Annotated in this window: 9 protein-coding genes; 3 read left to right on the plus strand and 6 right to left on the minus strand. The window is 66.4% G+C overall.

All coding sequences use genetic code 11. The annotated features are described in order from the left end of the window. Positions 1-99: 99 nt before the first annotated feature. The 3 genes from mqo to ACZK5G_RS06005 all read right to left on the minus strand — a co-directional run bounded on the left by mqo (position 100) and on the right by ACZK5G_RS06005 (position 3,564). A complete protein-coding gene (mqo, locus tag ACZK5G_RS05995; RefSeq protein WP_032127613.1) occupies positions 100-1,800 on the minus strand; it encodes a malate dehydrogenase (quinone) in 1,701 nt (566 codons plus the stop codon). A gap of 228 nt (positions 1,801-2,028) precedes the next feature. Beyond that, positions 2,029-2,475 carry a GNAT family N-acetyltransferase gene (locus ACZK5G_RS06000; RefSeq protein ID WP_285303398.1) on the minus strand — a complete coding sequence of 149 codons (447 nt, stop codon included), beginning with the start codon at positions 2,473-2,475 and terminating at the stop codon, positions 2,029-2,031. Between the two features lie 183 nt (positions 2,476-2,658). Beyond that, positions 2,659-3,564, minus strand: coding sequence for a LysR family transcriptional regulator ArgP (locus ACZK5G_RS06005; protein WP_010483397.1), 906 nt, complete (start codon positions 3,562-3,564; stop codon positions 2,659-2,661). Positions 3,565-3,702: 138 nt separating this feature from the next. Here ACZK5G_RS06005 and ACZK5G_RS06010 point away from each other — a divergent pair, with 138 nt between their 5' ends. Together ACZK5G_RS06010 and ACZK5G_RS06015 are read left to right on the plus strand one after the other, a co-directional pair. Continuing rightward, positions 3,703-4,338, plus strand: coding sequence for a LysE/ArgO family amino acid transporter (locus ACZK5G_RS06010; RefSeq protein WP_005408523.1), 636 nt, complete (start codon positions 3,703-3,705; stop codon positions 4,336-4,338). Positions 4,339-4,505: 167 nt separating this feature from the next. Continuing rightward, the gene (locus ACZK5G_RS06015) at positions 4,506-6,488 is read left to right on the plus strand and encodes an alpha/beta hydrolase family protein (protein WP_478465657.1); all 1,983 of its coding nucleotides are present in this window, start codon (positions 4,506-4,508) and stop codon (positions 6,486-6,488) included. A 58-nt stretch (positions 6,489-6,546) separates the two neighbouring features. On the opposite strand, the gene ACZK5G_RS06020 is transcribed toward ACZK5G_RS06015, so the two are convergent. The 3 genes from ACZK5G_RS06020 to ACZK5G_RS06030 form a co-directional block, all read right to left on the minus strand. Continuing rightward, positions 6,547-8,301, minus strand: a complete 1,755-nt coding sequence (locus ACZK5G_RS06020; protein ID WP_032127610.1) for a peptide MFS transporter — start codon at positions 8,299-8,301, stop codon at positions 6,547-6,549. A gap of 79 nt (positions 8,302-8,380) precedes the next feature. Continuing rightward, complete coding sequence (locus tag ACZK5G_RS06025) at positions 8,381-9,472, minus strand: acetyltransferase domain-containing protein (RefSeq protein WP_478466491.1); 1,092 nt, start codon at positions 9,470-9,472, stop codon at positions 8,381-8,383. A 110-nt stretch (positions 9,473-9,582) separates the two neighbouring features. Beyond that, positions 9,583-10,098 carry a hypothetical protein gene (locus ACZK5G_RS06030; RefSeq protein WP_478465658.1) on the minus strand — a complete coding sequence of 172 codons (516 nt, stop codon included), beginning with the start codon at positions 10,096-10,098 and terminating at the stop codon, positions 9,583-9,585. Between the two features lie 308 nt (positions 10,099-10,406). Here ACZK5G_RS06030 and ACZK5G_RS06035 point away from each other — a divergent pair, with 308 nt between their 5' ends. Further along, on the plus strand, positions 10,407-12,371 hold the full coding sequence (locus tag ACZK5G_RS06035) for an OPT family oligopeptide transporter (protein WP_125893769.1): 1,965 nt from the start codon (positions 10,407-10,409) through the stop codon (positions 12,369-12,371). Positions 12,372-12,483 lie beyond the last annotated feature (112 nt).

Here is a 12,483-nt window from a genome sequence, read left to right on the forward strand (position 1 = left end):
CCCGGCGCCGGGCATCGCTTTCTGCAGCAGGGAGCGGCCCAAACGCGAACGGCCACCCGAAGGTGGCCGTCCGTGTCTGCTGCAGGGAATCTGCCAGGCTTACAGCGCCTGCAGTTCCTCGTTGGCGTTGCGCTTTTCCTTGGCTGGTGCCGGAACCGCTGCCGGCACCACCGCAGGGGCCGGAGCCGCCGCATTGGCGTCCACCGGCACCTCCAGGTACGGCAGGCGCAGGGTCTGGCTGGTCAGCGTGCGGATCTCGTTGACCAGCGCGGCGTTGTCGTTGAGCTTGCGCCCGTACGACGGCACGATCTCGCGCAGGCGGGTTTCCCAGCCGGCCTTCATCTGGTCCGGGAAGGCCTTGGCCATCAGGTCCAGCATGATCGGCGGCGAGGTCGATGCACCCGGCGAGGCACCGAGCAGGGCGGCGATGGTGTGGTCCTTGTCGGTCACGATCTCGGTACCGAACTGCAGCACCGGGCCCTTCAGCGGATCACGCTTGATGATCTGCACGCGCTGGCCGGCGGTGACCAGCTTCCAGTCGCCCGGCTTGGCATTGGGGAAGTACTTGACCAGTTCGGCCTGGCGATCGGCATCGTTCAGGCGTGCCTGGGCCATCAGGTACTGCACCAGGTCCAGGTTGTCCTTGCCCACTTCCAGCATCGGGCCAACGTTGTTGTGGGTGACCGAGGAGTACAGGTCCCACCACGAGCCGTGCTTGAGGAACTTGGTGCTGTACAGCGCGAACGGCCCGAACAGGACCACCGGCTTGCCGTCCAGCTTGCGCGCATCCAGGTGCGGCACCGACATCGGCGGCGAACCGGTTTCGGCCATGCCGTAGGCCTTCACGCCATGGCGCGAGGTCACGTCCTGGCCCTGGAAGGCGAGGAACTGGCCACCGACCGGGAAGCCGGCGTAGTCCTTCGATTCCGGAATGCCGGACATCTGCAGCAGCTTCAGCGCGGCGCCGCCGGCACCGATGAACACGAAGCGGGCGTGGGTGGTGGACTCGGTTCCGGCCTTGAGGTCCTTCACCGTCACGTTCCAGCTCTTGTCGGCGTTCTGCCGCAGCGCGCTCACTTCGTGGTTGAGGTGCAGGCTGAAGTTCGGGCTGCGCTGCAGGCCGGTGGTCAGCTGGCGGGTGATCACACCGAAGTTGACGTCGGTGCCCAGCGGCATCCAGGTCGCGGCGACCTTCTGCTTCGGGTCACGGCCTTCCATCAGCAGCGGCGCCCACTGCTTGATCTGTGCCGGATCCTCGGAGTACTGCATGCCGTAGAACAGCGGGTTCTTCACCAGGGCCTGCTGGCGCTTGTGCAGGTAGGCGATGTTGTCATCGCCCCAGACGAAGCTCATGTGCGGGGTCGGGTTGATGAAGTCGCTGGGCTGGCTCAGGCGGCCTTCCTTCACCTGGTGCGACCAGAACTGGCGCGAGACCTCGAACGATTCGGCGATGCCGACCGCGCGCTTGGTCTCGATGCTGCCGTCGGGCAGTTCGGGGGTGTAGTTCAGTTCGGCGAAGGCCGAGTGGCCGGTGCCGGCGTTGTTCCAGCCGTCGGAGCTTTCACCGGCGACGCCGTCGAGGCGTTCGTAGACCTGGATGTTCCAGTCCGGCTGCAGTTCCTGCAGGTAGGTGGCCAGGGTGATGCTCATGATGCCGGCGCCGACCAGCACAACGTCGACGGGCTTGTCGTTGCTGGCGGCGGGCACCGAGCGCTGGGTCAGCGGCCAGTACAGGAACAGCGCGGCGGCCAGCAACAGCAGCACGAGCAGGGCGAGCAGGGCCTTGCCAAATTTCTTCATGGGGGCGGGATCGTTGGCGGAGGGGAAGGGGTCAGGATGCGCGTGGGGCAGGGAAAGGGCGTGAAGAAACAACGCCTTGCGCCATCCATCCGCGATTCTAACCGGATCCGGTCCGTTTTTGATGCAACGCAGCATCCGACGTTTCGCGGCCCCGTCACGTGAGCGGCGGGCCCAAGCCTGGCGATCGTAGCCCCAGTAGCGCCAGGCCATGCCTGGCGACGCCCTCAATCAGACCAGCTCCAGAATCTCGTCACCGGCCTCATCGATCTCACCGGTCGGGCGCCAGCCCAGGCGCCGGTAGAAGCCATGCGAGCGCGAACGCGGGTCGGCCGAGCAGGCCAGGAACAGCCGGGTATGGCCAACATCGCGGGTCAGGCTCACCACCTCCTGCAGCAGTTGGCGGCCGATGCCACGGCCCTCGTACTCCGGCAGCAGGGCCAGCACCAGCACTTCGCCGGTGTCGCGGTCGGCGAAGCAGTAGCCGGCCATGCGTTCGCCTTCCCAGGCAACGCGGCCGATCGAATCGCCCTGGGCGATGCCGGCCGCCCAGCTTTCCGGCGTGATGCCCAGCTCCGCCAACTGCGCGGCACTGAAGGCGTTCTCGCGGGTGCGCCCGCGCAGGTCGATGCAGGCGGCGGCATCTTCGGGGCGCGCATCGCGGACGAATACAGGCATGCAGGGCATCTTTGCAGTGATCGGCCGACCAGTATCCGCATCTCGCATGGACCCGGTGTGGAGACTTCGTGGAGATTGGATGGAGCAAAAAGGGGACGGAGGGGATTAAGTCGTCTTTGCCCAGAATGTCGTATGGGCCTTAAACGACTTAATCCCCTCCGTCCCCTTTTTTGCGGGGCTGCCTCAGCGCTTGCGCCGCACCAGCGCTGAGGAGGCATCCAGCACGGCGCGGGTCAGCAGGGCCATGGTCTGGACGTCACCCTTCCAGTGCTGCCAGTACAGCGGCACGTCTTCCCACGCGCGCTGGCGTACGTAGACCAGGCGGCCGGCGTCCAGATGCCGCTTGACCAAGGGCAGGGGATTCATGGTCCAGCCCATGCCGCCCAGGTTGGCCTGCACAAAGGCGCGGGTGGAGGGAATCCACCAGGTCGGCGCGGTGCTGGGCAGGTCGTCGCCGGCCATGCGCCGGGCAAAGCGCGACTGCATTTCGTCCTTGCGGTTGAACACCAGCACCGGTGCCTGCGCCAGCGCCTGCGCGGTCACGCCCTTGGCAAAATGGCGTTCGCGGAATTCGGGGGTACAGGTGGCGGCGTAGCGGATGCTGCCCAGCGCGTGGATCTGGCAGCCCTGCACCGGCTCGTCCAGGGTGGTCACCGCGCCCAGCACGGTGCCCTGGCGCAGCAGTTCGACGGTGTGGTCCTGGTCCTCCACGCGCAGGTCCAGGGTGGTGCCGGTGCTCTGTGCGAACTGCGAGGCGGCCTGCGGGAACCAGGTTTCCAGGCTGTCGTGGTTCACCGCCACCGGGATGCTGGCCTGCGGCAGGTCTTCGTCAGCCAGGCCCATCCGGTGCAGGGCGTCGTGCTCGAGCAGGGCGGTCTGCTCGGCCAGCTGCACCAGCACCTGGCCCTCGGCGGTGGCGGTGGCCGGGGTGCCGCGCTTGACCAACAGGCGACCGACCCGATCCTCCAGTGCCTTGACCCGCTGCGAGATGGCCGAGGGCGTGACATTCAGCGACTGCGCGGCGCGGTCGAAGCTGCCTTCGCGGATCACTGCGGCGAGGGCGCGCAGCTGGGCATGGTCGATACGCATCGAATTAAGTTCCGCTAATGTTGGTTTAGGAAGTTTAGCTCGTCTTTTTCATGTTGCGGCGCGACAATGGCGCCCGTTCCGGTGCTGTCCGCCTTCGCGAGGCACCGTCCCCCCAAGCAAGTAAAGGCAGTGAATCCCATGTTCTCGGTCATCTCCGCCAGCACCGGCCTCGGTGCCTGGTTCTCTGGTGCAGCTACCGGCATCGGCCTGTTCGCCGTGGTCGGGGCCCAGAGCGCCTTCATTCTGCGCCAGGGCATCCTGCGCAAGCACATCGTGCCGGTGGTTGCCACCTGTGCGGCCATCGATGCGATCTTCATCTTTGCCAGCGTGGCTGGCCTGCGCACGCTCACTTCGGCGCTGCCGTGGCTGACCACCGCCGTGCTGTGGACGGGCGTGGCGTTCCTGGCCTGGTACGCCATGAAGTCGGCACGCCGTGCGATTGCCGGTGGCGGCGGCATGGGCGAGGCTGACAGCGACGACGGCAGCCGCCGCGCGGTGCTGATGGCTGCGGTCGGCTTCTCGCTGATCAACCCGCACTTCTGGCTGGACATGATGGTGATCGGCTCGATCGCCGAGAACTTCGGCAACGCCCGCATGGCCTTTGCCGCCGGTGTGGTGACTGCCAGCTGCCTGTGGCTGACCGCGCAGGGCCTGGGCGCACGCCTGCTGGCGCCGCTGTTCACCAAGCCCAGTACCTGGCGCGTGCTCGACGGCACCATCGCCGTCATCCTCAGCATCCTGGCCCTTACGTTGGCGGTGCGCGGGGTCCACTGACCCGGCGCACGCCCCCCGAACCCACGTCCTGACTCTCTCTCCAAGGTAGTGGTAACGACGGCACCGGCAACGGTGCCGTCGTTTTTTCTGCCGATGTGGCGCGGCAAACGGTCACGTGCCTAGAATCGTGCATCCGGACAGGGTGTCCGGTTTTCCATGGGGGAAGGATGCGCAGGATTGTGCTGGCTGTACTGTTGGGCGCGGTTGTGGGTGGGGCATCGGCCGCAACGCTGGACCTGGATCGCTATCTGCGGCAGGAGTCGTTTACCGACATCAAGATTTCACCAGGGGGCGAGTACATCGCCGCGACGGTTCCGCTGGAGGCGGGAACCGCATTGGCGATCTACCGCATTGCCGACATGAAAATGGTCGGCAGCTTCCGCCCGCCCCGCAACGATCACGCCCACACCTTCGACTGGGTCAGCAACGAGCGGCTGCTGGTGGGCATGGCACAGAAGTTCGGCGTGCTGGACCGGCCGACGCCGACTGGCGAACTGTTCGGTATCAATGCCAACGGCAAGGGCGGCGAGCTGCTGGTGGGGTACCGGGTTGCCGACCAGAGCCTGGGCACCAACATCAAGGTCAAGCCGGCAGGCCTGGTGGCCGCCTACCTCAGTGATGAGCTCAAGGACGATGACCGCAACGCGCTGGTGACGGTGATCCCGCTGGTCGGCAGTTCGCATGCGCAGGTCGAGCGCATGGACGTGATCACCGGTCGCCGCAACGCCGTGGCGCGCGCTCCCATTCCCGATGCGGACTTCACGACCGATGAGCAGGGCGAGGTGCGTTTCGCACGCGCTGTCGTTACCGATGGCACGCAGAAGCTCTACTACCGCACGGGCAGCAACAGCGACTGGGTCCTGCTCAATGATGAATCCCTGAGCAAGCGCATCGAGGCGCCGCTCGGCTTTTCGGCCGATGGTCGCCTGGCGTACCTGCAGGTCGAGCAGGCAGATGGACCTGATGCCATTGTCAGCTGGGACCCCCAGAGCAATGAACGACGCACCGTGCTGCGCGATGGGAGTGCCGACCCGGCGCGCATCATCCGGCGCCCCGGCAGCCGCGTGCCGGTCGGGGCCCTGTTCCTTGGCAGTGCGCCGCGAACGGCATTCTTCGATGACGCCTCGGACGACGCTCGCCTGTACCGCAGCCTCGAAGCCGGCCTTGGCGGAGCGGTCTACATCACCTCCAGCACGCGCGATGGCAAGACGGTGCTGGTGGAAACCTGGTCAGGCAGCAATCCGGGCGATTTCTATCTCTATGACACGGTTGGCAAGAGTGCACGGCACCTGATCAGCCGCAGCGACTGGATCGACCCCGCGCTGGCGGCGGAGGTGCGTCCGATCAGCCTGACGGCGCGTGATGGGCGTCCGCTGCATGGCTTCCTTACCGTTCCGCATGGCCGCGAGGCCCGTGCGCTGCCGATGGTGGTGGTGCCGCACGGAGGTCCGATCGGTGTCGCCGACCAGGGCGCCTATGACACCGAGACACAGATGCTGGCGGCGGCAGGTTACGCGGTACTGCAGGTGAATTTCCGCGGCTCTTCCGGCTATGGCCGCGCCCACATGCAGGCTGCGCGAAAGCAATGGGGGCTGTCGATGCAGGATGACGTCACCGATGCCACGCGCTGGGCGATCGAACAGGGCGTGGCCGACAAGAACCGCATCTGCATCTATGGGGCCAGTTACGGTGCCTATGCGGCGATGATGGGGGCGGTGCGCGAACCGGGCCTGTACCAGTGCGCGGCCGGCTACGTCGGCATCTACGACCTGCCGTTGATGTACGCCCGCGGAGACATCCAGAGCGACGAGTCAGGCCTGGCCTACCTGCGGAACTGGCTGGGATCGCCCAAGGATCTGGCAGAGCGTTCCCCGGTGAATCTGGCCGCGCAGGTGCGGGTGCCGGTATTCCTGGCCGCGGGTGGCCAGGATCAACGTGCGCCGATCGTGCACAGCGAACGCATGGAAGCTGCGTTGAAGAAGGCCGGCTCGCCGGTGGAAACCCTGTACGTCAAGAATGAAGGGCATGGTTTCTATTCCCCTGCCAACCAACGTGCGTACTACAGCAGGTTGCTGGCCTTCCTCTCGCGCAGCCTGGGCGGCCAGGTGGCCGGGCAGGCCGCACCTGCGGAGAAGAGCAGCGCGCCCTGAACAAGCCGGGGGCGGCGGATGATCGATCCGCCGCCCCCGGAGTTCGCCTGCATCGGGCTTACTTGACCCCGTGCATCATCTTCTTCAGCAGCGGCGCGGCGATGAAAGCGGCCAGCGCACAGCCCAGGCCGATCCACATCAGCAGCCAGAACAGGTGCGCATAGGCACCGGCCGCGGCCACCATGTCCAGCGATTCGCCTTCGGGCACTTCGATCGCGGCCAGCTTGCCGAACAGCGCCGCCAGCGTTTCCGAGAACGCGGTGGCCAGGAACCAGGTGCCCATCATCAGGCTCATCACCCGCGGCACGGCCAGCTGGGTCACCGCCGACAGGCCGACCGGCGACAGGCACATCTCACCGCTGGCCAGCAGGAAGTAGGCCAGCACCAGCCACCACACGCTGGCCATCTCGCCGGTGGCGCCGACCTGCTGTGCGGCCAATGCCAGCGGCACGAACGACAGCGCGCCGATCACCAGGCCCCAGGCCGATTTGACCGGCTTGCCCGGTTCCCAGCCGCGGCGGTCCATCCACGTCCACAGTGCGGCGAAGGCCGGCGCCAGCAGCACCAGGAACAGGCCGCCGAGGTAGGTCAGCGAGCCGGCGGTCTGCGGAATCACCAGGCAGTCGCGCACCAGCAGCACCAGCATCAGCACGACGATAGCGGCGAAGAACGTTCGCGGCGCAGATGAGCCCGGACGGCGCTCGGACAGCCGCGCGCTGACCACGAAGCCCAGCGGTGCCAGCAGCAGCGAGATGATCGACCAGGGCAGCGGGGTACCGCCGGTGATCACCAGCGAGGGCACGATGTCCTTGGTCAGCAGGCGGTCGGTGAAGGTCACCCAGGAGCCATACGACTGCTCGTACATCGTGAAGAACACCAGTGCCATGAAGATCAACACCATCAGCGCGACCATCTGCTGGCGCTGCACCGGCGTGCACTTGCTGCCGGTGAACCAGGCGAACCAGACCAGCACGCCGCCCAGCACCACCAGCATCAGCATCAGTGCCAGGCTGATTTCACCGCCCAGCGCGAACGCGCCGTTGCCGGCCGCCCACATCAGCCACGCCACCGGCAATACACCGAGCATCGCGCACAGATAGATGAGCCATTCGCGCGGCAGGCCCAGCACCTTCTGCTTCAGCGCGGCCGGCTGTGGCGGCTCGGCGTGGCCCTGCAGGTACTTCTGGCCCCACAGGAACATCGCCAGGCCGGCCAGCATGCCGATGCCGGCCGCACCGAAACCGTACTTCCAGCCATAGGCCTCGCCGAGGAAGCCGCACACCAGCGACGAGAACAGCGCGCCGAGGTTGATGCCGGCGTAGAACAGCGAGAAGCCCGAATCGCGGCGCGGGTCGTCCTTGGCGTACAGCTTGCCGACGATGGTGGAGATGTTCGGCTTGAGGAAGCCGACGCCCATGATGATCAGCGCCAGCGACAGGTAGGTCACCGCCAGTGCCGAGGTGTCGCGCACCACTTCACCGTTGACCCGGTAGGCCGCGTGACCTTCGAATGCCATGCCGAGGTGGCCGAGTACCAGCAGGATGCCGCCGAACAGCACCGCCCGGCGCATGCCCAGCCAGCGGTCGGCCAGCATGCCGCCGAACACCGGGATGCAGTACACCAGGCCGCCATAGGCACCGAGCAGGTCCAGGCCGGCCTTGTCGCCGAACAGGTGGTACTTGGTCAGGTACAGCAGCAGCAGCGCCTTCATGCCATAGAAGGAGAAGCGCTCCCACATTTCGGTGAAGAAGCAGACGTAGACGCCCTTGGGATGGCCCAGGAAATCGTCGGAAGCGATAGCGGTGGAATTCATCGCGGAATTATAGGCCTGTGGCCCGATCCGCTTTCAGTAGATCCACGCCATGCGTGGATTGCCGGACTGGCCTGGGCGATCACAGGTACCGCAACCACGCCAGATCGCGCCGTCGCGCCTTGAACCGCGCGAACGCCCGCGTCGGCGGGTACAGCACCACCGCCAGCGCACAGGCCACCAGCAGCAGGCCGGCCACAGAATCCAGTGCGTACAGATCACCGTGTGTCGGCCCCCAGATCGCCAGCGCGGCCAGGTACAGCCCCTTCAGCACATACAGGTGCAGCAGGTAGAAGAACATCGGCGCGGCGCCGACATCGGCCAGCGGGCGCAGCGCACGCGCCAGTGGCGGCCATTCGTACAGTCGCAACAGCAACAGGCCCACGCCCAGCGTCAACAGCAGGAACTGCAGAGACGGCGGGTACTTGGTGATGTTGAAGACGCTCATCCAGGTGCGCAGCGTGCTGGTCTGGTACTGCCACGGTGCATCCCCGTACTGGTTGGCGAACCGCAGCAGGGCGAACAGGGCCAGCGCGCCGACGCCTGCGCACAGCAGCCAGCGCTGGCGTTGCGCCGGGTCGCGGTCGCGGGCGAACCACGGCCCCATCAGGTAGCCCAGCGCGATCACCCCGATCCACGGCAGCACCGGGTAGGAAGTGCGCAGGCGCAGCGCGCCGGTCTCGATCCAGTCGCGCTGGTGCAGCACTTTCCACAGCATCGCCAGCAGACCGTGGCCTTCCACTCGCACGCCGTCCAACAGGTTGTGCCCGGTCACCACCGCGACTGCCAGCACCAGCAGGGCCAGGCGCGGCAGCCACAGAAGGCCGGCCAGCGCGATCATGCTCAGCCCGATGGCCCAGATCACCTGCAGGTACAGCGTTTCCGGCGGCAGCTGGAAGGTCCAGGCGAAATTCACCAGGGTCAGTTCCAGCACGACCAGGAACAGCCCGCGCTTGAGCAGGAAGGCGGCCGTGGCCCGGCGCGGATCCGGCTGGCGCTGGCCGTACAGCCAGGCCGACAGCCCGGTCAACAGGACGAACACGGGTGCGCACAGGTGGGCCAGCAGACGGCAGGCGAACAGCGCAGGGGAGACCGTCGATGCGTCCATCGGGTCGCTTACCTGATGCTGCAGGAAGAAGGTCTCGCGCACGTGGTCCAGCAACATCAACAGCATCACGGTGCCGCGCAGCTGGTCGATGGAGATCAGGCGGGGGGAGGCTGCAGCCACGCAAAGCCCAAGGGTGGCGTGATAGGATATAACATAACGTTATTGCCTGCAGCTCCTCAGGGCTTACAGACCTCTGCGGTCCATCCTTTGCGTTCGTCATAGCGGACAGGGATCACGCGGGTAGATCCGTCGGGTAAGGTCTTCAGGCAGAACTTCGCGTAGTAGCCTCTGATCAGGCCACTGGTGGGAGCGTTGAGGTAGACCTCATACAGCGCTCCAGGAACCAGCGGCTGCGGAGCGGCGGGCGACGTAGCCGAGACAGGAAGCTCCCCGTACACAATGCATTGCCCCGGCCTGAGAAGTACTGCTGGGCTCGGGTGATAGCTGAACGACCAGGCCTCATCGTTGACGTTGCGATGCACTGTCAGCGCCTGCAGCGGACGAGGCGAGCGGAGCGATTCGAATGTCCTGGTCGGCAGGCCGAAGCACGGCTTCCCATCCCTGTCCTCGACAACGGCGGTGCCGAATCCGCTGAAGGCGCTGGCGTCACTGATCCCCACCAGCGCACAGAGCGCTGCGGCTTTGGCAATTGCGGGCGCCCGCTTCATCCGGGTCAATGGGAGTGCTGTCATTGAGTCGCTTCCTCGCTGGTGACTGCGCACGGTGGGGGATACTGCGTGTCCACTCAAGCCAGTGCCGAGCTGGAAATCCGCTCAGACGCAGCGCAGGGCACGGGGGCTGGGAGTTGCTGGGCGAAAGGCCCAATCCTGTGCGGCTTGTTCGCTGTGCCGATCATGGTCAAACACGACGCATCTGAAGGGGCGAAGGGGTCAGGTGCGGGGCGGAGCTGGAAAAGGCCCGTCGGCCGGGACCAACCGCACTGGACTTGCCGCCCCCTGAACGCTAGCGTGGCAGGGATTTTTTGCCAGCAGGGGCTTCCATGAACCACGACGCTGCGCCCAAGCAGCTCACCTTCCGCGCAGTGGCCCTGGCCATCGTGCTGGCGGTGGTGCTGTCGGCCGCAAACGCCTACCTCGGTCTGTTCGCAGGCCTGACCATCGCCACCGCCATTCCCGCCGCGGTGATTTCCATGGGCGTGCTGCGCCTGCTGGGCGGTGGCTCCATCCTTGAAAACAACATCGTGCAGACCGGCGCCTCGGCCGGTTCGTCGATCGCCGCCGGTGTGATCTTCACCATCCCGGCGCTGGTGATCATGGGCTACTGGCCGGACTTCAAGTACTGGTGGGTGCTGGGCATCGCCGGCCTCGGTGGCCTGCTGGGCGTGCTGTTCTCGGTGCCGCTGCGCCGTTCGATGATCGTTGAAGACCCGCTTCCGTTCCCGGAAGGCAAGGCTGCGGCCGAAGTGCTCAAGGCCGGTGAGAACCCGGGCCCGGGCCTGAAGATCCTCGGCCTGTCGGCAGTCATCGGTGCCTTCGTCAAGCTGGCCGCGGAAAGCGGCATGCGCCTGATTCCCGACGCCTGGGCCACCTCGGCCTACGTCGGCAGCTCCAAGGTCACCGCCTTCATCGGTACCAACCTGTCGCCGGCACTGCTGGGCGTGGGCTACATCGTCGGCCTCAACGTCGGCATCGTGGTCGTGTCCGGCTCGATCCTGACCTGGCACATCGCCATCCCGATCTACCAGGCGTTCTTCATGAACACCGATCCGGGCCTGGCCGCCTCGGTCGCTACCGCATCCTCCACCGAGGCGGCGTTCGCCATCTGGGGCGCGAAGATGCGTTACCTGGGTGTCGGCGCAATGCTGATCGGCGGCATCTGGACCCTGATCTCGCTGCGCAAGTCGCTGCTCAATGGCGTCAAGAGCGGCTTTGCCGCCGCCCGCAAGAGCGGTGGCCCGGTGCTGGCGCACACCGAGCGTGACCTGCCGATGAAGTGGATGCTGGTGGCCCTGGTGGTCTTCGTGCTGCCGCTGCTGGCCCTGTACCAGGCCATCGTGGGCCAGTGGCACGTGTCGATCCCGATGACCATCATCATGATCGTTGCCGGCTTCCTGTTCGTGTCGGTCTCGGCCTACCTGGCCGGCTTGATCGGTTCGTCCAACAACCCGGTGTCGGGCATCACCATCTCCACCATCCTGTTCGCCTCGGCCGTGCTGGTGGTGCTGCTGGGCGCCGATGGCCTCAAGCCGGTCGGTGCCGGCGGTGCGCCGCTGGGCGCGGTGGCGGCGATCATGATCGGCGCGGTGGTGTGCTGCGCCGCAGCCGTTGGCGGTGACAACCTGCAGGACCTCAAGGCCGGCTATATCGTAGGTGCCACCCCGTGGAAGCAGCAGCTGATGCTGGGCATCGGTGCCTTCTCGTGCGCGCTGATCATGGCCCCGGTGCTGAACCTGTTGGCCACCGCCTACGGCATCGGCGTGAAGTCCGAGCTGCACCCGAACGCGCTGGCTGCGCCGCAGGCAAACCTGATGGCCTCGGTGGCCAAGGGCCTGTTCGGTGGCGAACTGCCGTGGACCTTCATCGGCATCGGTGCCGTGGTCGGTGCCGCCATCATTGCCTTCGACAGCTGGCTGAAGTCGCGCAACGCACGCTTCCGCGTGCCGGTGCTGGCCGCCGCCATCGGCATCTACCTGCCGCTGGAGCTGATGGTGCCGATCTTCCTCGGCGGCCTGATCGCCCACCTGGTCGAGCGCTTCCACAAGGTGCGCGCCGATGACGAAGAAGGCCGCGACCGCGTGCACAAGCCGGGTGTGCTGTTCGCTGCGGGCCTGATCACCGGTGAGGCACTGATGGGCATCGCCATCGCGATTCCGATCGTGGTCAGCAGCCGCGCCGACGTGCTGGCCGTGCCGTTCCACCTGCCGGGCGCGCAGTGGATCGGCCTGGCCGTGCTGTTCCTGGTGGGCTGGCTGATTTACCGCACCGGCAAGTACACCAAGGCGTAAGGGACGGGTAGTGCCGGCCGCTGGCCGGCAATCCCGGAATCCCGTGATACCCCTGGTTGCCGGCCAGCGGCCGGCACTACCGCAAACCGCGCTACGGCGCGGTTTGCTTTTT

The organism is Stenotrophomonas sp. 62841_Sma (genome assembly GCF_056482945.1).

What these genes read in the sequence shown, in the direction of transcription:
- ACZK5G_RS06025 (WP_478466491.1), bottom strand. Translation starts at nt 9,472, where the DNA reads ATGCTGTTGATGTTGCTGGACCACGTGCGCGAGACCTTCTTCCTGCAG.
- ACZK5G_RS06020 (WP_032127610.1), bottom strand. Translation starts at nt 8,301, where the DNA reads ATGAATTCCACCGCTATCGCTTCCGACGATTTCCTGGGCCATCCCAAG.
- ACZK5G_RS06015 (WP_478465657.1), top strand. Translation starts at nt 4,506, where the DNA reads ATGCGCAGGATTGTGCTGGCTGTACTGTTGGGCGCGGTTGTGGGTGGG.
- ACZK5G_RS06010 (WP_005408523.1), top strand. Translation starts at nt 3,703, where the DNA reads ATGTTCTCGGTCATCTCCGCCAGCACCGGCCTCGGTGCCTGGTTCTCT.
- ACZK5G_RS06035 (WP_125893769.1), top strand. Translation starts at nt 10,407, where the DNA reads ATGAACCACGACGCTGCGCCCAAGCAGCTCACCTTCCGCGCAGTGGCC.
- ACZK5G_RS06000 (WP_285303398.1), bottom strand. Translation starts at nt 2,475, where the DNA reads ATGCCTGTATTCGTCCGCGATGCGCGCCCCGAAGATGCCGCCGCCTGC.
- ACZK5G_RS06005 (WP_010483397.1), bottom strand. Translation starts at nt 3,564, where the DNA reads ATGCGTATCGACCATGCCCAGCTGCGCGCCCTCGCCGCAGTGATCCGC.
- mqo (WP_032127613.1), bottom strand. Translation starts at nt 1,800, where the DNA reads ATGAAGAAATTTGGCAAGGCCCTGCTCGCCCTGCTCGTGCTGCTGTTG.
- ACZK5G_RS06030 (WP_478465658.1), bottom strand. Translation starts at nt 10,098, where the DNA reads ATGACAGCACTCCCATTGACCCGGATGAAGCGGGCGCCCGCAATTGCC.